This is a genomic window from Kurthia senegalensis (assembly GCF_000285595.1).
Lineage (GTDB): Bacteria > Bacillota > Bacilli > Bacillales_A > Planococcaceae > Kurthia > Kurthia senegalensis.
Map to the genome: position 1 here is coordinate 32,085 of NZ_HE611072.1, position 25,738 is coordinate 57,822.

Below are 25,738 nucleotides of genomic sequence, written 5' to 3' on the forward strand. Positions count from 1 at the left end.
TGAGACGAGCTTTTTTATGTGAAAAAATCCACTTTTCAATTGTTGAAAAGTGGATAAATTATGTTTTAGTTAATTAAGCTTCAGTTGAAGAAACGACTTCGGCAATCACGATTTTGCTACCAAGCAAAGGTGATTCTTTTGGTGCTTCGCCTTCTTTTGCTTCTGGACGTTTGTGCGCAGCTTTAAAGGCATCGCTTTCACGCCAAACTTTGAAACCTTCTAAAGTTTCCCAGAACATATTAACGCTCATTTCGTCATATTCTTCAAAATCACGAGCGATGGCTACTTCTGTTTTAATAAAACCTTCGAAATTTTTTAAATCACTGTTTGCAGTGAAAGCTGGTGCCATACGTTCCGCAAAACCTTTTTTCACTTGAATACGGTTCGTTACGATAAACATTTACATGCACTCCTTTAATTTTGAATACTTATTTTCAATGAAATTCTATCTCATAATCCATATTTATGCAATATAAAACACCATTTCAATTGGAAGAAAATGGTGTTTTATACGTATTTATTAAGGAGAGTTCTACATGATTAATGTGCTGTGAAATATAAGTCTAAATCATTTGGGGAACAATTCATACTCTTCACAAGTAGAACGGCACAGCTCATATTGAATAGGAGCATAGAAAAGAATACAGGGGGACTAATTCCTAGTACTCTCATCTGCCATTATTATAGAACAGCCAACCTTTTCCATCAATGTAAAATAAATAATTAAAAGATAAATTAAAATGATTGAGCCAAAAAATAAATAAATAATTAAAAATTTCATTAATATGTCACGAATCGTAGTAAAGGATATACTGTTATAAATGGTATAATATGTATAAAAACGATGAAATAGATTCTAAAAAGAGCTAATGTGCGCAGAAGAATAGATGAAATAAGGGGTGTAAATGGATGAATCAAAAAATGATTATTGAAAAAGTATCGAATAAATTAAAGTTAATTCGGACGGAATATGGCTACACACAAGATCAAATGGCATTGTATATTGGCGTTTCAAAAAAAACGCTCGTTCAAATTGAAAAGGAACGTATTGCTTGTAATTGGAGTGTCGCCGTAGCAATTTGTACACTATTTCGAAAAAGTCACGTATTGCAAAATATGATGGGTGGGGACCCAATAGAAATTTTAGAATTAACGGTGCATCCGTCTCTTGAACAGACGATTCAAATTGAAAAAAATGCGAATGTTTGGTGGGAAATTGTAGATAAAGATGTGCGTTATCGCCTAGAAAAGAACATTTTAAGTGAGTATTATCGCATTGTGAACAAACAAGATTATTGTATTTTTTGCAGTTTCGATGAAGTGTTAGCACGTCGCCATTTTAAGAAGATTTGCTCGTAACGAAGAACGTGACTTTTTCTTTTTTATAAAGTAGTGCATACTTGTTTAGTAACAACTAAAATGAGGTGAAATAATGCACTATTTAAGTATGATCTTTTTTCAAGTTGTTGCACCGATTCTCGTGCTATTAATTATCGGTGGACTGCTACAAAGAAAATTTCAATTTAATTTAAAAGCATTATCTAGTTTAGTAACGTACTGCTTAATGCCAGTCGCTGTGTTTTTAAACATTTTTGAAACGAAAATAGATCCAGTTATTCTCGGTAAAATCGTCATTTACTTTTTTGTATTCAGCTTCACATTGATGCTCATTAGTATGATTTTAAGCAAAGTACTCCGCTTGAAAGGCGCAAAAGCGGCTGTTTTTAAAAATAGTATTGTGCTAATTAATTCAGGGAATTACGGTTTGCCAGTGAGTCAAATGTTATTTGCGACGAATCCGTTAGGTACGTCCGTGCAAATTATGATGGTCGTTTTCCAAAATTTAATTACGTACACGTACGGTCTCTACAATTTGATTGCGACGTCGAAATCAGGCTTTGCGATTGTACGAGATATTTTTAAATTGCCGATTGTTCACGGTTTAATTATCGGGATTATTATGAACGTCTGGAATATTCCACTGCCTAATTTTATGTACATTCCGTTAAGCCATTTAGCAGATGCATTTATTGCTATTGCGATTATTACACTTGGTGCGCAACTTTCTAAAATTAAGTTGAAAACGTTATTAAATAAAATGCTGTACTTAAGTTGTTTCAGTCGATTAATCGTTGGGCCAGCTGTTGCATATTGTTTAATTTTACTTTTTCATTTTGATGGCGTCATTGCACAATCTTTATTGATTGCGAGTTCGTTCCCTACATCGCGAAACAGCTCTTCGCTCGCACTAGAATATGATGTGGAGCCAGATTTAGCTGCTCAAACTGTATTGATGACGACGATTGTCAGCTGTATTACGGTAACGGTCGTTATTTATTTCGCAAAAATGATGTTTCCGATTTAGCCGAAAGTTACGTTCAAATTGAATGTGGCTTTTTTCTTTTTTCAAAAATAAATAAGAAAAAGAGTACGCCCATTTAAATAGGACGTACTCTTTTTTTAAATTATTATTTATTGTCTTTTTTCTTATTCGCCATATTCGCAATACCGAATACGCTCGGAATGAAGACCGGCATAAGAAGGAGTGCGAGTAATACTAAACCGATAATGACAGCAATTGCGACTTGAATTAATGTGTTAATTCCTGAAGGCATAAGCGCTGCGAACGTACAGCCTAAAATGACGGCAGCAGATAAAATGACACCACCCATTTTTTTGCACGCTTCTACGATCATTGATAAGCCATCATCGTCAAGTTCTTTAAAGCGCATCATAAGGAAGATAGAATAATCGACCCCGAGTGTGATAAGCATAATATACGTGAAGAATGGAACATTCCAACTAAGTGCATCTGCGTGTAAGAAAGTTGTCGTAATCCATTCCGTAATGCCAAGACTCGCAAAGCTTGCAACGATTAATGAAACTAAAATAATCATCGTTTGAGCGAGTGAGCGTGTAATGAATAGTAGCATAATCGAAATGCCGATTAAAATAATAATGATGCTACGTTGGAAGTCGTTCGAAGACATTTCTTCTAAATCCAAGTTAGCCATCGTTTTACCACCTAAATAAGCATCTGTTTCATGCAAAGTGCTAGAACCGTCGATGAAAGCATGCGTCGTTTTTTGTACGTCGCGCATAACGTCCATCGCTTCAGCCGTATAAGGATTTTCTTTTAAAATAATCGTCATCGTCGTACGTTTTTCTGTATCGTCCATATATTTGTCTAAACTTTGTTTAAATTCTTTCCCCGTTAGGACACTTTCTGGAATGTTTAACGTGTTCGCTTGGTCTTTTTGAAGTGTAGACGTATAATCAGCCGTTTCACTTAGACCATTTTCGATTTTTTTCAAACCAGCTGTTGCTCGATCGACACCTTTACCTTGAGCTTCTGCTTGCTGTGCCATTTGAGCTGCAACAGCAGGAGGTAATTGGCTAGCAGCTTGTGCTGTACTTTGAGCCGATTGTGCTTTGGCACTTTCTAACCCTGTTCGAATGTCCTTCGTTCCTTTTTCCATTTCTTGAACGTTGGAAGTTAACGTATCCATTTGGTTATCTAAATAAAGTGCATCTACTTTTTTCGCTTCAGGTCGTGTCACACTGAAAACTTGATCGACGCCTTTAATTTCATTTAAACGAGCTGTTAAGCGGTCAATGTCTTGTAGTGTTTCAGAATCGGTTAGCTTATTTTCACTTTCAATTACGAGCGTAGTAGGAGAACTCATACCAGCTGGGAATTTTTCAGAAATTAGATTGATCGCTTGTTTAGATTCATATTTATCGTTAATTTCTGTTAAGTCATTGAAATTTAATTTACCGCTATACATTAAAATAGACGGAATCGCGATAATTGCGACGATGATTAAGCCTAAAATAGGTTTCATGAATGAATGTTTCGCTAAGAAGCCCCAAATTTTGTTGTCGCTATGTGATTTGGCTGTTTTAATCGGCCAAAATAGTTTCATGCCAAGAAGTCCCATGAAGAATGGATTTAATGTGAAAAGGACGATGAGTAACACACCGACACCAATCGCAACACCACCCGTTGCACGGTAGAAGGCGAATTCAGCGAAGAATAAAGCGACCATTCCGAAGAGGACCGCAATCCCACTGTAAAGAATCGTACGTCCTGCTGTGCGATACGTTTCTTTCATTGCGAGAAGAACGTTATTTTTATGTGCGAGTTCTTCTCGGAATCGTGTGAAGAGTAAAATGTTGTAGTCGGTTCCGATACCAAAAAGGATGACGACTAAGAAAACTTGTGTGAAGTTTGAAAATGGGAAGTTAAATTGTTCAACAAGTTTCGTAATGATGCTGAGGGATACGATGTACGCCACTCCTACAGAAAGTAATGAAACGAACGGGATGACAGGGGAGCGGAAAATCGCAATTAAAATGACGATAATTAAAATAACTGCGATGATTTCTGTTTTTTGTACGCCTTCTTGAGACGTTTGAGAGAAGTCATCCATGACGACATCTGATCCAGTAATATAAGATTTTAGTGAAATCGTATCGAGTTCTTTATTTAGTTCGTTTGCTACGTCTGTCGCACTTTTCAAATCTTTTTCAATCGTCAGTTGATTGATAATCGTCGTGCCATCCTCACTTACGAGTTGTTTTTCAGCTTGTTTACTATCATTATAAAAAAATGTATCCGTAATAGCATATTTTTCTTTATGGTTTTCGAAGTATGTTAATACGCGATCCATTTCCTTTTGATCAGTAGATGAAATGCCATCTTTATCGTGGAAAACAATCGCAAATTCATACGTGCTTTTACCATCGTTATTCATATCATTTAAAATTGTTGCGGCTTTTTCGCTTTCAAAATTGGATGGTAATGTGATTTGCCCTTTTTCTTGCCCTAATTTTGTTAAGTTAGGTAAAGCAATGACGGCGACAATAATCGCTACGACCCAAAAAAGTAGGGCAGCCGTTCGCCAGTTTTTAAATGGTTTCATTCGAATATCATCTTCCTTTCTGTTGTACGCGATTTTGAATCATCGTAAGTAATTCAATGAATGTATCCACTTTGTTGTCTTCAACAAACTCAGGGAATAACTTTTTGAATACTTGTGTTTGTGCTTCTCTCGTCGATTCAATTAATTGCTTGCCTTCTTCTGTAAGATGAACGAGTTTAAATCGTTTATCTTGAAGAGGGGACGGCATATAAGTAACATACCCTGATTGTGTTAATTTATTTACACGATTTGAAATGGCACTTTTTTGTACACCTTGGAAGGTGGCCAAGTCACCTGGAAAGCTATCACCTTTTAAGTACAGCAAAATGAGTAAATCATATTGTTCTCTCGATAAATTTGAAAAATGTTGATTGCCGAGTTCTTTCATGACGAGGTCGGTACTTGAAATCATAACTTGAATGAATAAGTCGACGGCTTGAGAAATTTTATCCATGAGACATCTCCTTTATAGTTTATAGGTGTGAACTAATTATTAACAAGTAGTTTATACCGATGAACTTATTTTTGTCAAAAAAATAGCACTAGCTTTCGCTAGTGCTAAAAGAAAGAAGTTGTCGACACTTCTTCGGATGCAATATTACGTTTTTACTAGAAGTATTTAATTTCTTTGTTTAAATCGATTGAGTTAATATCGATACCTAAAGCTTTGGCAACACCTGCACCATAAGCTGGATCTGCTTTATGGCAGTGGATAATATGGCGTTCTTTAATGAAGTCTTCTACGCCGTTCATTTCTGCAGCAGTGTTGTTGAATAATTGTTGTTTTTGGTCGTCATTCATTAAGTTGAATAATTTACCTGGTTGTTCGAAGTAGTTGCTATCATCTTCACGGAAGTCGTAGATGTCAGCAGGTCCATCAAGTTGTAATGCAGGGTCTTTGTATTCTGGTTGACCGTGTAATGCGCCGTAGCTGTTTGGATAGTAACTAATGGCAGAACCACGGTTACCATCTGCACGACCTTGACCATCGCGGTGGTATACCATGAATGGACATTTCGGTGCGTTTACTGGAATTTGGTGATGGTTAACACCTAAACGGTAACGCGCAGCATCTTGGTAGGCGAATAAACGAGCTTGTAACATACGGTCAGGTGAGAATGAAATACCTGGTACGACATTTGACGGTGCGAATGCAGCTTGTTCAACATCGGCGAAGTAGTTTTCAGGGTTACGGTTTAATTCGAACTCACCAACTTCGATTAATGGGTACTCAGATTTGTACCAAACTTTTGTTAAATCGAATGGGTTATCTTTATGGTTACGCGCTTGTTCTTCCGTCATAACTTGGATGAACATTTTCCATTTAGGGAAGTCACCTTTTTCGATTGAATCGAATAAGTCACGTTGTGAAGATTCACGGTCAGAAGCGATAATTGCGCTAGCTTCTTCGTTCGTAAGGTTTTCGATACCTTGTTGTGTACGGAAGTGGAATTTCACATAGACACGTTCATTTTCAGCGTTGATGAATGAATATGTGTGAGAACCGAATCCGTGCATATGGCGGTAACCGTTTGGAATACCACGGTCAGACATAACAATTGTTACTTGGTGTAATGCTTCAGGTAACATTGTCCAGAAATCCCAGTTAGAATTTGCATTATGCATATTCGTTTTAGGGTCACGTTTTACAACGTGGTTTAAGTCTGGGAAGTGTAATGGGTCACGGAAGAAGAATACAGGTGTGTTGTTACCAACCATATCCCAGTTACCTTCTTCAGTGTAGAATTTTAATGCGAAACCGCGGATATCACGTTCAGCATCAGCAGCCCCACGTTCACCTGCTACTGTAGAGAAACGTGCGAACATCTCTGTTTGTTTACCTACTTCAGAGAAGATTTTTGCTTTTGTATATTTTGTAATATCATTTGTAACAGTAAATGTACCGAATGCACCTGAACCTTTTGCATGCATACGACGTTCTGGAATTACTTCACGGTTAAAGTTTGCTAATTTTTCAATTAAGAATACGTCTTGTAATAAAACTGGTCCACGACGGCCAGCTGTTTGTGTATTATCATGTGATACGACTGGAGCACCAGTGATCGTCGTTAACTTTTCGTTGTTATTGTTCGTCATAATGAATTGCCTCCCGTAAAAAATAATGTGTTGCTTCTTTATTAAATATAGCAGAATTAAATTAGAATGAAAAGTAAATAATAATAATTCTTATTAAGAAATTATAAAAATGTAGAGAAAATTTCAATCTTTTTTATGAAAATAACGTTTAAAAGGCATCAACATTCATATATACCCTTTTTAGATAAATATAAACGATAGCTATTCTTCTTTTATTTGATAATAAACATCATTTTCGCAGTGTAAATGATAATGGTTAAAAAATAATCGAACAAGATGTGTCTTTTTTATTACATACATGTAAAATACATTTTTTTATTTCGAGTAGGCGGAGTTGTTATTCAAAATAAAACACGTCATGATGAAAGAAAGATGTAAAAGGGAGTGGCGAAAGGTGTCAAAAGTCGAGGAGTTTTTGAAGACTTATGCCTTTGAAAAAGGACTACAACAAGAATATGTAACGACGAGATTAATCGAACTAAAAAAGAAAAGAATTTGACGACGAATAAATGGACGACCGACGAAGTGATTTTCGGTGCGAAGTTAGCGTGGCGTAATAGCAATAAATGTATCGGCCGTCTTTTTTGGGATAGCTTACATGGCATCGACCGTAGAAATATAACGGATGAGCGTGATGTGTTTCAAGCATTGTTAGAACATATCGATTTTGCGACAAATGGTGGGAAAATAAAACCGACGATTACGATTTTCTCGGATGCTGTCCGTATTTGGAATCATCAATTGATTCGCTATGCAGGATATGAAGTGGAAGGGGAAGTGATAGGTGATTCGACGTCTATTGAGTTTACGAAACAATGCATCGCATTAGGCTGGACACCTTCGTATGGGCAATTTGACGTATTACCACTCGTTATTCAAATTGGTGAGCGACGCCCGAAAATGTTTGATCTCCCGAAATCTTCTATTTTAGAAGTATCGCTCAGTCATCCTGATTACGATTGGTTTGAAGAACTTCAATTGAAATGGTATGCTGTTCCGATGATTTCAGACATGTCTATGGAAATTGGGGATACGCTTTTTAAAGCTGCTCCTTTTAATGGATGGTATATGGGAACGGAAATTGGTGCACGTAATTTAGCAGATGAGCATCGCTACAATTGCTTACCAATCATCGCAGAAAAAATGGGTCTGAATGTGAAACGCAAATCGTCTCTTTGGCAAGATGCAGCGCTCGTAACGTTGAATCAAGCTGTACTATATTCTTATAAAAAAGCGGGCGTATCGATTGTCGACCATCATACAGCCGTAGAACAATTTGAACTGTTTGAGAAAAAAGAACAACAAGCAGGACGAAAAATTACGGGAAATTGGATGTGGCTCGTACCACCGATGTCCCCTGCGACGACATCTGTTTATTATCGCCCATTTAATAATGAAAAAAAGAGTCCAAATTACGCATATCAGCCAGCACCCATACTCCTTTTGCCATCATTGCCGTGATGGCTTTTTATTTTTATACAAAAAAACCATTTCTATTCATTTTAAATGGATTATCAGCGTATTATAATAATTTCAAGAGTACTTTTATTAAAAAAGGAGGGCGTTACATGACAGTCAATGAACTACTGCATATCGAAGAATTTATGAAAATTTATCGATTTTTACAGGAACAAACGATTCGACAACGTACGAAAATGACGATTGTTGGTATACGAGCAACGAGTAATACATCCTATGCCCAATTAAAAACGATGATTTTACAGACAGCACGTTCAAGTAATTTATACTTCGAATTGTCTTTTGATACGATTGGTGTTTTATTGTACGATTCGACAGCGAAAGAAGCACAGTACTATTTAAAACGACTCAAAGAAGCGGAAGAGCAAGTGACGTGGAACGCAGTTATTTGTGAACTTCGTCAAAATGTAGAGCAGTTTAGTGTCTTGCAAGAAGAGATTACTGCACAATTCAAGCGGGAGGAAATACCATTTTCAATTGTAGAAAGTCATCGTTTTTTACAATCGGCGTTGTTGAAGCAAAAGGTGAGTGTGATTGAAGCGAATGCCGTAACGCGCCAAATGTTGACGCAAGCGATTAGCCATATTGATTTACCGAATGTAGCGTTAGAAGTGCGTTCATTTGAAGATGGTGAACTTTTTTTAAGTTCGGATTGGTATCAGTCTGAACAGGCACATATCGTCATCGTTAATGCGAAGCTACCGCGTAAAAATGGTATTCAAATCGTTTCGGATTTACGTGAAATGCCGAATCAACGTAAGTTTAAAATCTTTTTAATTTCGAGTTTGCCTGCACCAGAAGATCAAATTGCGGCGTACGCAATTGGTGTCGATGTCTATGTCGTAAGGCCGTTTCATTTAGCAGTACTCATTGCACAAATTAAACAACAAATTATGAGGGGGCTGCGATGATTACCATATCAACATTATCTTATGCGGTGCTCGTTTCTTTCATTATTTTAGTATTGCTAACAATTTGGATTTCGATTGATGCGTCTCGCTACCAGCACAAAGAAAAAAAGAAAGAGCGCTTAGTACGTGAAAATCGACAACGCTGCTATGACTATTTTATTGAAGGACAAATTGTTTCGAAGCATGTAGGAACGTCTACACTTGAACGACAAGCGATTGTACAAATTTTAGAAAGCTACATTATGTATGTGAAAGACGCTGCGATATTAAAGCGTATTTATACGTATATGAATCGTTATTACGGTGCGTTTTACAAAAAGATGTTGAAAAGTAAAAACAGTGTCGAACGAATAAATGCACTGTATTATATTTTAGATTTTCAGATTGTTGACGCGCTGCCTCTCGTTGAGCGACGTTTACGAAAAGGACGTTTATCTACGAAAGAAAGGTTAGAAAGCTTAAAAATTATTGCTCAGTTAGAAGAAGAAAAAATATATTCTTTTTTCGAGCAATATCGAGAACAGTTGACGGAGAAAGAATGTTTCACAATTGCAAATCAACTAGAAGATGATACGATTTATGACATCGTTAATTCGGAGCATGAAGATGAAATTTGGTTGCTTGCAGCATTGCAAGTGATGTACAAGCGTCAGCTCATGTATGGGCAAGTAGCGGTACATCAATTACTTGAGCATCCGAACGAAAACGTACAACAAGCGGCATTGCATATGTTAATGATTACAGGCACGAATTTACCGCTCCAACAATTTGAGCATTATTTTTATGCAGAACAACCGTATAAGCGCTATGTTTTTACAAATTTAATGACGTATTACGACATTCAGGATACGTATTTTTATTTATTAACATTAATTCAAGACCAAGATTTCATCGTGCGACAAGCAGCGGTACAGACAGTTTCAACGTATGCGAATAGTGAGCGTATATTCGAGCACATGCTAGAAGATATGCAAGATACGTATGCGATTGAAGCGATTGAAGCGTTTAGAAATGGGGGAATCATCGATGGCACAATGGTTTAATTCTTTTTTTCAAGGAATCATTTTAATTTATATGTGTATCGTTATTGGTGTCTATTTGATTATGCTCATTTTTGCACTCGTCGAATTGTATCGTAATCGAGATGTGGCAAGAGAAGCGATTGATGAAGAACTACAAGACGTCGACTACATGTATCCACTTTCGATTTTAGTCCCTGCTTACAATGAGAGCGTTAATATTATTAACACGGTACAGTCTTTATTAAGTAGTAACTTTCCACAATATGAAATTATTATTATTAACGACGGTTCAAAAGATGACACGCTCGACGTAGCAATTGAGCAATTTCAAATGAAGAAAATAAAGAAAGTCGTACAACGTTCATTACCATCTAAAGATATTCGCGGAATTTACCAATCAAAAATGGACCCACGTATTTTATTAATTGATAAAGAAAATGGTGGAAAAGCGGACTCTTTAAACTGCGGTATTAATTTATCAAAATACCCGTATTTTTGTTCGATTGATGGCGACTGTGTTTTAGGTGAAAATTCATTGCTACAAGTCATGGAAGCCATCGTACAAGATCCGAACGTCATTGCGGCCGGAGGGAACGTGAAAGTAGCGAACGGTTCAGACATTCAAATGGGTTCGCTCATGAAATTTAATTTATCCGCTCGTCCGCTCGTGTTAATGCAAGTCATTGAATATTTCCGTGCGTTCTTAATGGGGCGTATTACGTTTAGCCGCTTCAATATGATTTTCATTATTTCAGGTGCATTTAGTATTTTTTCTAAAAAAGATGTCGTCGAAGCAGGCGGTTATTTACGTGACACGATCGGTGAAGATATGGAACTCGTCGTTCGACTCCATCGCTTAATTCGCAGAAAAGATAAGAAAAAGAAAATAAAATTTTTACCGTTTCCCGTTTGTTGGACAGAGGTACCAGAGACGTTTCAACAATTAAAACGACAACGTAGTCGCTGGCATCAAGGATTAATGGAAAGTTTATGGCGCAACAAAGAAATGTTATTTAATCCACGATACGGAAAAAATGCATTTTTAACATTCCCTTATTTTTGTTCATCGAATGTTTAGGTCCGATTATTGAATTCGGTGGCTACATTTATTTAGTGTATGCATTTTTCACAGGCGGCGTATATTTAGAATTCGCTATATTGTTGCTTTTATTGTTTGTTATTAATGGTGCGCTATTCTCCATTTTGTCTGTCATTATGGAGTCTTGGTTAATGAAACGGTACATGACGTGGAAAAATATTTGGCGTCTGTTTGTCTTAGCTATTACAGAAATTTTTTGGTACAAACCGTGTACTCTTTGGTTCCGCTTAGTTGGCTTATGGAATTACGCACGAGGTAAAAGTAGCTGGGGCGATATGGTACGGAAAGGACTGTAAGGTGAACGTAAATGAAAAAAGTATGGATTATTTTAAGCGTTGTTATCGTCATTTTGGTCATCATGCTTGGCGGATGGCAATTAAAAAAAGATAAACAACTAAACGTCGTCATCGTAAATAAAACGGTTCCTTCGACTGACTATACAGAGCATCTCGGACTTAACTGGTTACTTCATGCAGAAAAAGTTGTAAAGAAGGATGGGCGTGCTTATTCTTTAACGGACTATTACGGATATCATCCAGAAAGTTCGCCAGCAAAGCAACGTTTACCGAAAAATTATGACGATACGAATTTGATTTATTTAGCAGATAGTTACGGCGTTTATAACAATGAAGGGACAGAAAATCCAGAGTTAATTGATGGTGGTTTATCGATGGATGAGTGGGACCCGATTTTTAAACGTCTAAAAAGCGAGAAGCCGGTTACGTTAGTGACGGAGTTTAATACACTTGCGGCTCCGACGACGGAAGAAGTACACGAACATATGAGTAGTGTGCTAAGTGTACAAACGACGGGGTGGATTGGTCGTCATTTTAGCAACTTGTCACTCGATGATGAAGATATGCCGAAGTGGCTACGTCAGTCAAAAGAAGCGAAAAAAGATTGGTCTTATGAAGGCTCAGGCTATTTATTAGTTAATGAAGAGAAAGAAACGTACTTCGTTTTGGAAGATGGGGAAGACGTATCGGATACACTTCGTATTCAATTTACAGAAGTAGGTCAAAAGCAATTTGGACAACAATCTTCCGTTGCATTTAACGGCTGGTTTGACATCGTAGAAGGTGAATCTGAACGATCAATCATCGCAAATTTTGATTGGTCGCTAACGAAAAAAGGGGAAGCACTATTAAAAAAACATAGCGTACCGAAAAAATTCGTCGCAGTTACGAAGACGACGATGGGGCAAGCAACGGCGTACTATTTTGCAGGACAGTTCAATGTGACGCCGAAAGTACCTAAATACGATCAATATTTAGGGGTCGAAACGATTAATAAATGGGTGAGTCATTACAGTAAAGAAACCGGATTTTATTGGGATGCTTACGTACCGATGATGCGTCAAATTTTATCGGAAACGAATGAACAAAAAAGTAAAAAAGTAGCGATTAAGAAAAAGCCTGAAACGGTTCAATATACAGCACGTATTCACGACCAAGACATGGAAGTGCTCGTCGATAACGAGTGGAAATCTATGAAGATTCAAGGTGTCAATTTAGGGATGGGGAAACCCGGAACTTTCCCAGGACAAGCTGCGATTACGGAAAATGAATATTATAAATGGTTAATCGACATCGGAAAATTAGGCTCTAATACGATTCGTGTTTATACGGTACAGCCACCTGGTTTTTACAATGCGCTGAAACGCTACAATGAATCGCATGACAGCAAGCTTTATTTATTGCATGGTACGTGGGTAGAAGAAGAGCGCCTCGTTAAAACGGGCAATGCGCACGATCAACAAGTGACGAATGATGCGCAAATAGAAATGAAGCATATCGTCAATATTATTCACGGTAATGAAATGCTTTCTTATCATAAAGGACATGCGACAGGAGCTTATACAGCCGACATTTCAAAATATGTCATTGGTTGGATTGTCGGTATAGAGTGGGACCCTGAAATGGTCGCTTCGACGAATAAGAAAAATAAAGATGTCGGTGATTATAATGGGCAATACGTTTACTCAAAAGGTGCTTCGCCGTTTGAACATTGGATTGCGGCACAAATCGATTACATCGCAACGTATGAAAAACAAACGTACAACTGGATTCGTCCAATTAGCTTTACGAACTGGGTGACGACAGATCTACTAAATCACCCAGAAGAACCAGATCCGAAAGAAGACCTCGTATCGGTTAATCCGAATTTCATTCATGTGAAAAAGGATTTAAAGAAAACCGAACAATTTGCGAGTTATCACGTGTATCCATATTATCCGGAGTCATTAAATTATCAATATGCGGATTATGTAGATTACCGTGGTGAGAAAAATAATTATGCTGGTTATTTAAAAGAGTTGCATGCGGCACATAAAATGCCTGTCCTCATCGCCGAGTTCGGCATTCCATCTTCTCGAGGAAAGACGCATAACAACGTATACGGTTGGAACCAAGGGCATATGTCAGAAAAAGCGCAAGGAGAAACGCTCGCTCATTTATTCGAAGATATTTTACATGAAGATTTAATGGGTGGACTTATTTTTACATGGCAAGATGAATGGTTTAAACGTACGTGGAATACGATGGACTTAGACAATCCAGATCGCCGTCCGTATTGGTCGAATGCTCAAACGAGTGAGCAGCAATTTGGTTTACTTAGCTTTGACCGCTTAAAAGTGAAAGTAGATGGACGTGATGATGATTGGGAAGGTGTTCAATCACTTTACACGTCAAACGGAGCAGTACAATCACTTATGATGCAAAACGATGAACGATACGTTTATTACAAAATTCAATTGTCCGATCAAGCGAAAGGGTATCCGATGCTATTAATCGATACGAAACAAGGGCAAGGAAATACGAAAGTGAATGGGTACGGGTTGAAGACGGCGAATGGGTTAGAATTTATTGCACCGCTGAAATCAGCAAAAAATAGCCGTGTTCTCGTCGATACACAGTATGATATTTACGCGTTATATTATGAAAAATACGATGCGAAAAATATTCATTACGACGGAACGGCAAACACCGGAAATTTCACGAAAATTAATTACGTATTGAGTAATCAGTTAAAAATCCCGACGACGAAGCAAACGATTCCATTCGTTGGTTATGAAACAGGGAAGCTTTTAGAAGGAAATGCGAATCCGAACGATGAAAATTACAACTCACTCGTTGATTTCAATATTAATGAAGACGAGCATTTCATTGAACTGCGTATTCCATGGCTCTTACTAAGCTTTGCTGACCCAAGTTTAAAAGAAGTCGTCGGTGATATTAGTAAAAAAGATTATATGGCTCGAGAGAAAGTGAAAGGGATTCAAGTCGGTGTCGCTTTCATGGATGAACATAATAAAGTAATCGAAACGCTTCCAGCTATGAAGAATGGAAAAGTACCGGCACTTACTTCGTATACGTGGGCAAACTGGGAACAACCCGAATCGACGTATCGATTGAAACAATCCTATGCGATTGTACAAAATGTGTTTAAACAAAATAAAAAAGCTTTTATTGAAAAAGAATAAAAAAATAGCCTTCGTGCGTTTGAACGCATGAAGGCTATTTTTATTTACTTAACATTTTTATCTAACTCTCTTTAAAAAAGTTTGCTTTCAATAAATGAGCGCTTCTCTTCTAAAAAGTCAGGTAAGTAAAGCGGAATGTTATCGAATGTCGTTTCAGTAATCGGTTTTTTACCGAATTGAATTTGTTCTGTCGCTACTTCGATTAATAATGTGTTTGGCTCACGGTAATAAAGGGATTGGAAAAACTCGCGATCTTTAATGCCTGAGTAACGCATGTTTTTATTGATGATTTTTTCTTCGATTTCGAGTAGCTCGCTGTAGCTTTTCGCATTTAAAGCGACGTGTTGAATCGCACCAACACCCATTACTTCCAACTCTCTCGTACGATCTTCGTGTAAATGTACTTGTTGTTGGAATAAAGCACCTTCTTGCGTCAAGACTGTTACATTATGTCCATTATCTTCAAATTCGTTGATGATTTTCACATCGAATAGTTGTTGGAATGAACGAACAGAAGCTTCACGATAACGTACGAAACAATGAATTGAATCAATTCCGAGAATTGCGTGTTCTTCTGGTACATCGCTTTTCGTATTCGGGTAATAAACGTCACCTTCTTGGCGTTTAATCGGTGTAAATCCTAGTTGAACGCCGTCTTGGTCTTCGAAGCGTAAAATTTTCGTATCGTTATAGTTTTCGATGCCACAGTGGAAGACGTCAAATTGTTGTAGACGTTGTTCCCAATACGTTAATGAATCTTCAGAAGGTACAGCGAAGACAGTACGGTCTAATGAGTTTGTACCGTATTTTTTTTGAGGACCATTTTTCATTTCAAAAACGCTATATTCCGTTCCTGGACGTCCTGTCGTATCACCGAAAAATAAGTGGTACATTTCTAAGTCATCTTGATTCACCGTTTTTAATAGAAAATCAAGACCAAGTATACTATGATAAAATTCAAATGATTGTCTGCTATCACGATTGATGACAGAAATATGGTGTATGAATGGGCTAGCCATTAAAAACACATCCTTTATAAATTGTTTGAAGAGGAGCGAATTGATTATGGACTATTTTAACATAACCGGTACGACGAAAGAATGGATTATCCTTTTTCACGGGACAGGTGGTAATGAGTATACATTGCTACAAATCGCAGGAGATTTTGCACCGCAAGCGTCGATGCAATCATTTTTAGGTGATGTAGGAGAAGGCGAAAGCAGACGTTTCTTTGAGCCACTTAAACAAGGACAGTTAGATCGCGTCGATTTTGAAAGTCGCGTTGATGCATTTTTAGCAAATTGGGAAACGGTGAAGCCAAGTGATGCTACGTCTATTACATTTATGGGCTATTCAAATGGAGCAAACTTCATTTTAGGCTTGCTAGAAAAACAACCTGCTATTGCAGATCGTGTTATTTTACTGCATCCGTCGAATTTAAACTATACGTTCGAACAAACGGCACCAGTAGAAGTGTATATTACAACTGGAGCGCTCGATGGGTTATCTGTTCCGGGTGATACGGTGAAATTAGCGAAGCAACTTGAAAATGTATTCCCACGTACGACATTGAAACTGTTAGACGGAACACATGCCATTTCAGAACAAGAAATTGAGTATTTACAACAAACGTTTAAACGTTCATAAAATAGTCATTCTATTGAAAAAGCGTACAGCATATTCTGATGCTGTACGCTTTTATTTTTTTAATCATTCGTTACGTAGCGGTCTTTTGCACTTAAGTAAGAGAAAATGAAGACGAGTAGCGCAACGATTATGTAAACGATGTTTGCTTTATGAAAACTCCCAGCTTGGTCGTGTACGAATCCATACAGAACAGGACCTGTTGCAGCGAGCAAGTAACCGATTGATTGACCGAATCCAGACAGTTCTGCGGCTTCGTACGCATTGCGGGCACGAACAGAGAAGAACATCATACATAAGCCGAATGATGCACCCCCAGCGAGACCTAGCGCAATCATCCAAATGACTGTTGCGTTTGTCCATTGTAAAAAAAGACCACCGAAGCCAATCATATATAGTATTGTGAAAAAGACGACGAGTGAACGTTGGTCTTTCTTACGTCCAGCTAAAATAGGAATTAAAAAAGTCATCGGAATTTGAGAAAGCTGCATAATTGAAAACATGATGCCGGCAGCACTTGCACTCATTCCTTGTTCGACAAGCATAGAAGGAATCCACGATGCCGTCGTATAAAATAAAAATGATTGTAAGCCCATTGCAAATGTTAATGCCCAAGTAAGAGGATATTGCCAAATCTTTTTAGCTGGGGGTTGTCCCGTTTTTTGTGCTTGTTGATGAGAAACCGTACGCGTTTGAGGGAACCAAACAGCGATTGCGATGACGATAAAGATGAGCCAAATGCCAAGTGCTCCTTGCCAACCGAGTGCGGACGTAGCAAGAGGATAGCTGACACCTGCCGCAATGCTTGCAGTTACGTTCATCGCAACGGTGAAAATTCCTGTTAATAAGCCGATTTGCAAAGGGAAGCGGAGTTTTAAAATACTTGGCATAAGTACGTTACTAAAGGCAATACCGATACCGAGTAAAACTGTTCCGCTATAGAGTGCAATATAGCTCCCTGTTGAACGTAAAATGACACCGGCGGCTAAAATAAACAGCGATAAAAATAAAGCGCGTTCAATCCCATATTTTCGAGCGATTTTCGGCACGATAGGAGAAACGATAGCAAAGGCAAGAAGCGGAATTGTCGTAATAAAGCCTGCGACGACATTCGATATGTGTAACTGTTCTTTTAAAATATCGATGATTGGTCCGACCGATGTAATCGGTGACCGCATCGTGAATGAAATACAGACGATGCCTAAAACGAAAAGCCACGTTGCCCTCGTCCACTTCGACGAAGACGGTTGTGTTTGCTGCATAAAAATCGCTCCTCTACCAAATGTTTCATTTTTTATGAAGTATAACATAAAGAAATAATAGGGTTATATGTCAAATTATTCATTACTTGAATTGCACTTTAGAAAAAATGGAATTAAGTCTTGAATTAAAAAGTCAGATAGTTTAAAATAAATGACATAATAAATGAATATTGCAATGCCTCATCCGAGAAAAAGGTGAGGTAGAGGTCGCGAACGTTATGAGTACTCTTTCCGAGATGAAAAAGCATTAATGACAAAAGAAAAAAGGAACGTTTGCCGAAGTACATTGAAAGCTTTTTATTTCAATTGCTGGGGCTGTCGCTTAATAGGTGCAGAACTGTCACGCTTTTGCGTGTTGAGCTATCTTAATCTAGTTTGGTGAGACTATTATGTATATAGGTCATCTTAGCGTGTTAATAGCTCTAGGATGGTCTTTTTTAGTTTTACCAGTAGACCTTGATCAGCAATAGGAAAAGAGGAAAACAGCATGAGTAACAAAACAGAAGAGGTCGGTTTGAGCCGCGGTTTAAAATCACGTCACATTACGATGATCTCTTTAGGTGGTACGATTGGGACAGGGTTGCTACTAGCAAGTGGGAACTCGATCGCCGAAGCAGGTCCTGGGGGCGCACTTCTTGCATACGCATTAATCGGTGTAATGGTGTACTTCTTAATGACGGGGCTCGGTGAAATGTCGGCGTATATGCCGGTATCATCTATGAGTACGTACGCAACGAAATTTATCGATCCATCACTTGGATTCGCATTAGGTTGGAACTATTGGTATAACTGGGCTGTAACCATTGCTGCTGAAGTAGCGGCCGTGGCACTTGTCATGAAATATTGGTTCCCAGATACACCTTCATATATTTGGAGCGCAGCATTTTTAATTATTATTTTCTTATTGAACTATTTATCAGTAAATACGTTCGGTGAAAGTGAATATTGGTTTGCTTTTATTAAAGTAGCAACGATTATCATTTTCTTAATTACATCATTTTTAATGATTTTCGGTATTATCGGTGGGAATGCACCAGTCGGCTTTACAAATTTCTTCGAAGGCGACGGTCCATTCCACGGAGGATTTTTTGCGATGTTAGGTATTTTCCTAGCAGCGGGATTCTCATTCCAAGGTACTGAATTACTCGGTGCAACGGCAGGGGAAGCGAAAGATCCACAAAAAGCGATTCCGAAAGCTGTTAAATCGATTTTCTGGCGTATTTTACTATTTTACATTTTCGCGTTATTCGCGATCGGCTTACTATTACCTTACACAGACCCACGCTTGAAAAATGCCGATGACAACGTCGCAGTTAGCCCTTTCACATTAGTGTTTGAAAATGCGGGTATTAGTTTCGCGGCAACATTAATGAATGCTGTCGTATTAACGGCAATTCTTTCAGCAGGGAACTCAGGTTTATACGCATCATCACGTACGTTATGGCAACTTGCGAAAGACGGTTTAGCACCGAAAATTTTCTTGAAATTAAATCGTAAAGGCGTGCCAGTAGCTGCATTAGTAATCACAGTAGTCGTTGCTTGTTTAGCTTTTTTAACTTCTTTCTTCGGAGCTGGAGACGTGTACATTTGGTTGTTATCTTCATCTGGTATGTGTGGATTTATCGCTTGGATTGGTATGGCAGCTAGTCATTATCGTTTCCGCAGAGCGTACATCGCACAAGGGAAAGACTTAAATGATTTACCGTACCGCTCAGGCTGGTATCCATTCGGTCCGATTTTTGCGTTTATTTTATGTACAATTATTTTAGTCGGACAAGTAAATGAATTTATCGGTGGCGATATCGATTGGGTTGGGATGTTCGTATCGTACATTAGCGTGCCAATCTTCTTAGTTTTATGGATCGGTTACAAAGTGAAACACAAAACAAAAGTATTAAACTTACAAGAAGTTGACTTAGAAACAGATCGTCATTAATCGTAAGTTGAAAAAAGGTTCAAAGTCCATTTAAGATTTTGAACCTTTTTTGTATGAAAAAACGAAAAAGTAAACGCGAATATTAAAAGGAATTATGACGTAAATAGAGCGACTTTTCCTTTTTGAATTCTTGATAATATGTATAAAAAACAGTTAATTGTTCGTAAAATGGCTTAAAAAAAGCTTTTTTTATATAAACGTTAAGAAATTGTTTTTATTTCAGAACATTCAGAATAAATAAAAATATTAAACGTGTATTGATTTTACTAGGCAGAGTGCTATACTTTTTACATTATTTCATTTTCAAAAACTGACTTACTCATATAATAGTGGGAATATGGCCCACGAGTTTCTACCGATCCACCGTAAACGGACCGACTATGAGAGGCAACTGACTATTAACGTTTATTCAATTTTTAAAATTTGACTAGATACTCGTAGTTCATGCCCCACTCGTAGATACGAATGGCATGAGCTGCGAGTTTTTTTATTGAAAAATGGACATTTGAGAGGAGCCTTCCATCGTGAAAGCATTAGAAGAAGCAATTGTAAAACAAGGTAAAGTACTATCAGGAGACGTATTAAAAGTAGATTCATTTTTAAATCATCAAATTGATCCGAAATTAATGCAAGCAATGGGGCAAGAATTTGCAGACTTATACAAAGATGCAGGTGTTACAAAAATTTTAACATTAGAAGCATCAGGTATTGCTCCAGCAGTTATGGCTGGTTTGATTTTAGGCGTACCCGTCGTATTTGGTCGTAAACGCAAATCCGTGACATTACAAGATAATATTTATACAGCGGATGTTTATTCATTCACGAAAAAAGTAACGAATACAATTTCAGTTTCTAAAGACTTTTTAAATAAAGAAGATACGCTATTAGTAATCGATGATTTCTTAGCGAACGGCGAAGCAGCGAAAGGTTTACTAGAAGTTGCCGATCAAGCTGGCGCTAAAGTAGCTGGTATTGGAATCGTTATTGAAAAAGGTTTCCAACCAGGTGGTAAAATTCTTCGCGACAAAGGTTATCGAGTAGATTCACTAGCAATCGTTTCTTCATTAGAAAATGGCACAGTTACATTTGCTTAGGAGGCAACTAAAAAATGAATAAGGCAAAACTTGGTACATTAGGGATTCAACATTTACTTGCAATGTATGCGGGCGCGATTTTAGTACCGATGATTATCGGTGGTGCATTAGGCTTTAACGCTACGCAAATGACGTATTTAATTTCAATCGATATTCTGATGTGTGGTGTCGCGACATTACTTCAAGTAATGCGTGGGAAAGTATTCGGAATTGGATTACCACTCGTTTTAGGCTGTACATTCACAGCCGTTACACCGATTATCGGCATCGGGAAAGAATTTGGCTTAGGCTCAATTTACGGTGCAGTTATCGCATCTGGTTTAATCATTGTACTGATTTCAAGTTTCTTCGGAAAGTTAGTAAAATTTTTCCCGCCAATCGTAACGGGCTCGGTCGTAACGATTATCGGTTTGACATTGATTCCAGTAGCTTTTAATAATGCTGCTGGTGGTAATAGTGATTCAGCAGATTATGCATCAGCTGAAAATGTGATTTTAGCGTTTACGACGATGATTTTAATCGTGTTGATTTATCGCTTCTCTACAGGTTTTGTACGTTCAATTGCCATTTTAATTGGCCTAGTCGTTGGAACAGTCATTGCTTCATTTATGGGCAAAGTGGACTTTACAAATGTACTAGATGCTTCATGGGTACATATGGTGACGCCATTCTACTTCGCAACACCAGAATTTAATCTCGTACCAATCTTAACGATGACACTTGTTGCTATCGTATCGTTAGTAGAATCTACAGGTTCTTACTTTGCACTTAGTAATATGACAAAAACACCAATCGATTCAAAATCATTAGCACGTGGGTATCGTTCAGAAGGTTTAGCATCTATTATTGGCGGGATCTTCAATTCATTCCCATACACAGCATTTTCTCAAAATGTCGGTCTTATGCAAATGACAGGTGTGAAAAATCGTGCTGTTATCGTCGTAACAGGCGTTATGCTTGTAGCACTAGGCTTCTTACCGAAAATCGCTGCACTGGCGACAATTATTCCGACACCTGTTCTTGGCGGTGCAATGATTGTAATGTTCGGGACAGTTATGTCACAAGGTGTTAAAATGTTAGCCGTTGCTATCGGTAAAAATGAAGGGAATGCGATGATCGTTGCTTGCTCATTAGGTATGGGTTTAGGTGTAACGGTATTACCGAGCATTTTCAAAGTGTTACCGAATGTGCTGCAATTGATTACGAGTAACGGTATTGTAGCAGGTAGCTTAACTGCTATTATTTTAAATATTGTATTCAATATGATTCCGTGGAAAAAAGAAGCGCTATCTCCAGAAGCACAAGCGGAAATGGACGAATTAAATCCACGTAAACAATCAACGAAATTTTCAGAGGAAAAAGCGTAATCCCTCATCTCAAAGGTAGAAAAAGAAGTCATGATGTGTTCATGGCTTCTTTTTTTGTGGAAAGAAGTACGTTATTTCTAACGGAAAGCGTAATTCTGCTCATAAATACCGTCGTTCCTTCTTAACTTACAAAATAGTTTGAAAATTAAGAAATATTTATTTATAATGTGCAAATGATAGAAAAAGGGGAGAAAATGATGAGCGCATTACAGAAGTTTAGTAAGTTTTGTGGAGATACTTTTGCGATTTGGGTAGTCGTTGCAGCTGTATTAGCAATTTGGCAACCTGTTTGGTTTACGTGGATCGGGCCGTACGTGCCTATTTTACTCGGTATTATTATGTTCGGTATGGGTTTAACATTATCATTGAAAGATTTTAAATTAGTGTTCTCACAACCGAAAGCAGTTGTAATAGGTGTTGTTGGACAATTCGTTATTATGCCAGGACTTGCTTTTGCACTTGCGAAAGGTTTAAATTTAGCGCCTGAAATTGCTGTCGGAGTTATTTTAGTCGGATGTTGCCCAGGGGGGACGGCTTCTAATGTGATGACCTTTTTATCGAAAGGGAACACAGCACTTTCAGTTGCCGTAACGTCTATTACGACGCTCCTTGCACCGATTGTGACACCTGTACTCATTTATTTACTTGCAAGTGAGTGGGTAGAAGTATCAGCCTCTTCGATGTTCTTATCGGTTGTGAAAATCGTATTAGTGCCTATTATTTTAGGAATTATCGTGAAAATGGTCATTCGTAATCAAGAAGAAGTAATTCAATCGACGATGCCAATCGTATCGGTCGTTGGTATTATTGCAATTGTTGCTTCAGTCGTGAGCAATAGCCGAGATCAAATTTTAGCGACAGGCTTACTTATTTTTGCGGTCGTCATTTTGCACAATGGTTTAGGTTTACTGCTCGGCTTTTTAGCTGCGAAATTGTTCAAACTCGATTACGCTTCTCAAAAAGCGATTTCAATCGAAGTAGGAATGCAAAATTCAGGATTAGGTGCAACGCTTGCGATGCTTCATTTCAGCCCGCTAGCAGCTGTACCGAGTGCTATTTTCAGCTTTTGGCATAATATTTCAGGGCCATTGCTTGCGACGTATTGGGGTAGAAAAGCGGAAAAGCTTGAACAACAAACTTCTATTATAGAAGAAACAGCAGTAGAACGATGAAAAAAACGGTGAATTCACATTATGTGGATTCACCGTTTTTTATTCTTCATACGCTTGTTGTTCCCAAATTTTTTGTTGTTCTTCTTCCGCAATGACTTGTAAATCGTACGCATCAATCGTAAATAATTCGTACTGGTCATTATGTTTGTCTTTATATAAATTAACGAGATCTTTTACGTATTTCGGAGAACCTTCTTGATCTTCGTCGTATAAAATTAAATAGGCATCCGAATGGAGTACGAAAAATTTGTTTTTTCTACGAATTGCCAAGGTCCTTCATACGGAATATTCGTAATAGACGTTGTATAGTTTGCACGTCGAATGATTTCATCGTAATGAGCTTGTTTTTGTTCATTCCAATTTTGTTGCTGTTCGAGGAAAGGGGTAATCACACTGTATTTTAGTTGTGGAAATTCTTCTTGCAATTCCCAAACGATTTCAACTGTCCACGTTTCCACACCGAGTTGCCCACTAACGAGTACCCATTCGAGACCATCTTCTAAAAAGGAGCGCAATTGTCGTTCAATCGCTAATTTAATAAATGGTAAGCCGGGATGCTTGTCGTTAAATATACCAAGTTCATGTGCTTTATATCCGGTTACGGCAAGTCGTTTAATCGACATTTTATTTACCTCTCTTCTTTAAAAAATTAATAGATTAGTTTTTTAGTAGCGACGTATATAACTGACTTTCTTCTATAGAGAAAGCAAATTCTTTCGTGCTGACTTCATTATAAACTTGTACGTGCATGTAACTCTCAAAAAGACGTGCGATGACTTCTTCTATACAAAGTAAGTAGTTAATATATTCTGTTGATAGCTGTTTGCTTGCAGCAATTTTTTTTAACGTCGGCATACGTAGTAATTGTACGTATAATTTTCGTCTTTCTTCTATATAATGCGCATTTTCGGAGTAAAGAAAATCGAGTAAATGACCGTATTCATGAAAGAGTGCCGATTGCATTAATAAAGGCCGATCATATTTATAATAAAGGCCGATTGTTTTTTTCGAAGGATCAAAATAACCGTTAGAACCTTTTAAACCATTGTGTAATTGAAGAAAAGGAATGCGAACAAACGAATGGAGATGCTTTTCTAATAACGAACAACTATCAACTAGTGTCGTCAAAAAACGTAAAGCCTTTTCTTTCGGCATATAATCGATGTTCCATGTTACAACGTAAGGAGATAACATCGCTTTTTCTTTCGATGATAGTAATGCAAACAAATCGGTTGTTGTAGGTAGAGACGGTTTATTCATTTTATATGTTACGAGAACAGCTTCCAACTTTTTCGAAAATTCTTCATCGTATTGCCCGTCTTTATTTTTTACAACGGCAGAAGATTTACCGATTGTATAGAGTGTCTGTTCTTCAAAAAGGAGTGCGAGTTTATTGCCGCGCATTTCTTTTAGTCGGAAAAGTGGAATCGTTTGCTCATTATATAAGATAGAGAATGTAGCAACGGGATGATGCGTTACGGAACATTGTGCAATGAAGGTATACAAACTATTATAGAAACCTTTTAGTTGCACACGTTTTTCATCTAAATACAATTCGATTGTACACGCACTTTCTTCTATATAATACTTTTCGAATAATAATATATTCGATTGTTCTATATGAAATGCATCGTTTCGAGTAGTTAAAAACATCAGCTTCACTCCATTTATTCACAGTATTCTTAATGAAAATTATAAAAAGAAGTAAAAGAAAAAACAAATAATAAAAAGTTTAAAAAAACTATTGCATTATCATTTTTTATGTCATATAATATTACTTGTCCTGATAAACAAGGACTTAAAAATCATTTGACAAACTTAAATGATTCATGTTAATATCTAATAGTTGCTCAAAAAACTTCTTTAAAAAACTTTTTTAAAAAGTTGTTGACAAACGAAAGTGATATTGATATAATAACTAAGTCGTCAAGAGCGACGCATGATGAACCTTGAAAACTGAACAAGCAAGATTGTATCACAATAAATTCGGTTCAAGTAACCGAAACAATTTGTTATCAAGTAAGATAACGCTAGCAAAGCAAATGAGCTTTCAAACACTTTTTATGGAGAGTTTGATCCTGGCTCAGGACGAACGCTGGCGGCGTGCCTAATACATGCAAGTCGAGCGAGGTTATTGGGAGTGCTTGCACTTTCAATAACCTAGCGGCGGACGGGTGAGTAACACGTGGGCAACCTGCCCTGTAGATTGGGATAACTTCGGGAAACCGGAGCTAATACCGAATAATTCA

Annotated in this window: 20 protein-coding genes, 1 rRNA gene, 1 pseudogene and 2 riboswitches; of the genes and pseudogenes, 14 read left to right on the forward strand and 8 right to left on the reverse strand. The window is 37.6% G+C overall.

Annotated features, from left to right (window positions below; all coding sequences use genetic code 11):
* Positions 1 to 73 precede the first annotated feature (73 nt).
* Positions 74 to 400 (reverse strand): heme oxygenase, encoded by a 327-nt coding sequence (locus KSHG_RS14660; RefSeq protein ID WP_010308778.1) that lies wholly within the window; start codon positions 398 to 400, stop codon positions 74 to 76.
* A 509-nt stretch (positions 401 to 909) separates the two neighbouring features.
* Between KSHG_RS14660 and KSHG_RS14665 the strand changes: the two genes are divergently transcribed.
* The gene (locus KSHG_RS14665; protein WP_010308781.1) at positions 910 to 1,359 is read left to right on the forward strand and encodes a helix-turn-helix transcriptional regulator; all 450 of its coding nucleotides are present in this window, start codon (positions 910 to 912) and stop codon (positions 1,357 to 1,359) included.
* 73 nt (positions 1,360 to 1,432) lie between these two features.
* A complete protein-coding gene (locus KSHG_RS14670) occupies positions 1,433 to 2,365 on the forward strand; it encodes an AEC family transporter (RefSeq protein WP_010308784.1) in 933 nt (310 codons plus the stop codon).
* A 103-nt stretch (positions 2,366 to 2,468) separates the two neighbouring features.
* Here KSHG_RS14670 and KSHG_RS14675 read toward each other — a convergent pair whose 3' ends face one another.
* From KSHG_RS14675 to KSHG_RS14685, 3 genes are all read right to left on the reverse strand, one after another.
* Positions 2,469 to 4,925 (reverse strand): MMPL family transporter, encoded by a 2,457-nt coding sequence (locus tag KSHG_RS14675; RefSeq protein ID WP_010308787.1) that lies wholly within the window; start codon positions 4,923 to 4,925, stop codon positions 2,469 to 2,471.
* Positions 4,926 to 4,932: 7 nt separating this feature from the next.
* Positions 4,933 to 5,379 (reverse strand): MarR family winged helix-turn-helix transcriptional regulator, encoded by a 447-nt coding sequence (locus tag KSHG_RS14680; protein WP_010308790.1) that lies wholly within the window; start codon positions 5,377 to 5,379, stop codon positions 4,933 to 4,935.
* Positions 5,380 to 5,534: 155 nt separating this feature from the next.
* Positions 5,535 to 7,022 carry a catalase gene (locus KSHG_RS14685; protein ID WP_010308794.1) on the reverse strand — a complete coding sequence of 496 codons (1,488 nt, stop codon included), beginning with the start codon at positions 7,020 to 7,022 and terminating at the stop codon, positions 5,535 to 5,537.
* Positions 7,023 to 7,517: 495 nt separating this feature from the next.
* Here KSHG_RS14685 and KSHG_RS14695 point away from each other — a divergent pair, with 495 nt between their 5' ends.
* The 6 genes from KSHG_RS14695 to KSHG_RS14715 all read left to right on the forward strand — a co-directional run bounded on the left by KSHG_RS14695 (position 7,518) and on the right by KSHG_RS14715 (position 15,014).
* Positions 7,518 to 8,483 (forward strand): nitric oxide synthase oxygenase, encoded by a 966-nt coding sequence (locus tag KSHG_RS14695; RefSeq protein WP_010308797.1) that lies wholly within the window; start codon positions 7,518 to 7,520, stop codon positions 8,481 to 8,483.
* Positions 8,484 to 8,590: 107 nt separating this feature from the next.
* Positions 8,591 to 9,412 (forward strand): response regulator transcription factor, encoded by an 822-nt coding sequence (locus KSHG_RS14700; RefSeq protein ID WP_010308801.1) that lies wholly within the window; start codon positions 8,591 to 8,593, stop codon positions 9,410 to 9,412.
* Positions 9,409 to 10,455, forward strand: a complete 1,047-nt coding sequence (locus KSHG_RS14705; protein WP_010308804.1) for a hypothetical protein — start codon at positions 9,409 to 9,411, stop codon at positions 10,453 to 10,455. The genes KSHG_RS14700 and KSHG_RS14705 overlap by 4 nt, the downstream gene beginning before the upstream one ends.
* Entirely contained in the window at positions 10,439 to 11,512 is a 1,074-nt protein-coding gene (locus KSHG_RS17155) for a glycosyltransferase family 2 protein (RefSeq protein WP_315970541.1), read from the forward strand. The genes KSHG_RS14705 and KSHG_RS17155 overlap by 17 nt, the downstream gene beginning before the upstream one ends.
* On the forward strand, positions 11,494 to 11,829 hold the full coding sequence (locus tag KSHG_RS19170) for a hypothetical protein (protein WP_315970542.1): 336 nt from the start codon (positions 11,494 to 11,496) through the stop codon (positions 11,827 to 11,829). Before KSHG_RS17155 ends, KSHG_RS19170 begins: the two co-directional genes overlap by 19 nt.
* 11 nt (positions 11,830 to 11,840) lie before the next feature.
* Positions 11,841 to 15,014: a hypothetical protein gene (locus tag KSHG_RS14715; protein ID WP_010308806.1), complete on the forward strand. Its 3,174-nt coding sequence runs from the start codon at positions 11,841 to 11,843 to the stop codon at positions 15,012 to 15,014.
* A gap of 71 nt (positions 15,015 to 15,085) precedes the next feature.
* On the opposite strand, the gene KSHG_RS14720 is transcribed toward KSHG_RS14715, so the two are convergent.
* Complete coding sequence (locus tag KSHG_RS14720; protein WP_010308809.1) at positions 15,086 to 16,033, reverse strand: VOC family protein; 948 nt, start codon at positions 16,031 to 16,033, stop codon at positions 15,086 to 15,088.
* 46 nt (positions 16,034 to 16,079) lie between these two features.
* Here KSHG_RS14720 and KSHG_RS14725 point away from each other — a divergent pair, with 46 nt between their 5' ends.
* Positions 16,080 to 16,661 (forward strand): alpha/beta hydrolase, encoded by a 582-nt coding sequence (locus KSHG_RS14725; protein ID WP_010308812.1) that lies wholly within the window; start codon positions 16,080 to 16,082, stop codon positions 16,659 to 16,661.
* 59 nt (positions 16,662 to 16,720) lie between these two features.
* On the opposite strand, the gene KSHG_RS14730 is transcribed toward KSHG_RS14725, so the two are convergent.
* Positions 16,721 to 17,920 carry a CynX/NimT family MFS transporter gene (locus tag KSHG_RS14730; RefSeq protein ID WP_010308815.1) on the reverse strand — a complete coding sequence of 400 codons (1,200 nt, stop codon included), beginning with the start codon at positions 17,918 to 17,920 and terminating at the stop codon, positions 16,721 to 16,723.
* A 193-nt stretch (positions 17,921 to 18,113) separates the two neighbouring features.
* Positions 18,114 to 18,291: riboswitch (Lysine riboswitch) on the forward strand.
* Between the two features lie 116 nt (positions 18,292 to 18,407).
* On the opposite strand from KSHG_RS14730, the gene KSHG_RS14735 reads away from it, so the two are divergent.
* The 4 genes from KSHG_RS14735 (at position 18,408) to KSHG_RS14750 (ending at position 23,489) form a co-directional block, all read left to right on the forward strand.
* On the forward strand, positions 18,408 to 19,856 hold the full coding sequence (locus KSHG_RS14735) for an amino acid permease (protein ID WP_010308818.1): 1,449 nt from the start codon (positions 18,408 to 18,410) through the stop codon (positions 19,854 to 19,856).
* Between the two features lie 299 nt (positions 19,857 to 20,155).
* Positions 20,156 to 20,257: riboswitch (purine riboswitch) on the forward strand.
* 123 nt (positions 20,258 to 20,380) lie between these two features.
* A complete protein-coding gene (locus KSHG_RS14740; protein WP_010308822.1) occupies positions 20,381 to 20,950 on the forward strand; it encodes a xanthine phosphoribosyltransferase in 570 nt (189 codons plus the stop codon).
* A gap of 14 nt (positions 20,951 to 20,964) precedes the next feature.
* On the forward strand, positions 20,965 to 22,317 hold the full coding sequence (locus KSHG_RS14745; protein ID WP_010308826.1) for a nucleobase:cation symporter-2 family protein: 1,353 nt from the start codon (positions 20,965 to 20,967) through the stop codon (positions 22,315 to 22,317).
* Between the two features lie 197 nt (positions 22,318 to 22,514).
* Positions 22,515 to 23,489 (forward strand): bile acid:sodium symporter family protein, encoded by a 975-nt coding sequence (locus KSHG_RS14750; RefSeq protein ID WP_010308829.1) that lies wholly within the window; start codon positions 22,515 to 22,517, stop codon positions 23,487 to 23,489.
* Positions 23,490 to 23,528: 39 nt separating this feature from the next.
* Here the strand turns inward: KSHG_RS14750 and KSHG_RS17160 are convergent.
* Together KSHG_RS17160 and KSHG_RS14760 are read right to left on the reverse strand one after the other, a co-directional pair.
* A pseudogene (locus KSHG_RS17160) lies at positions 23,529 to 24,112 on the reverse strand (DUF1273 domain-containing protein).
* 34 nt (positions 24,113 to 24,146) lie between these two features.
* Positions 24,147 to 25,142 carry a hypothetical protein gene (locus KSHG_RS14760; RefSeq protein WP_010308833.1) on the reverse strand — a complete coding sequence of 332 codons (996 nt, stop codon included), beginning with the start codon at positions 25,140 to 25,142 and terminating at the stop codon, positions 24,147 to 24,149.
* Positions 25,143 to 25,549: 407 nt separating this feature from the next.
* Here KSHG_RS14760 and KSHG_RS14765 point away from each other — a divergent pair.
* Positions 25,550 to 25,738: ribosomal RNA gene (locus KSHG_RS14765) — 16S ribosomal RNA — on the forward strand; the annotation flags it as partial.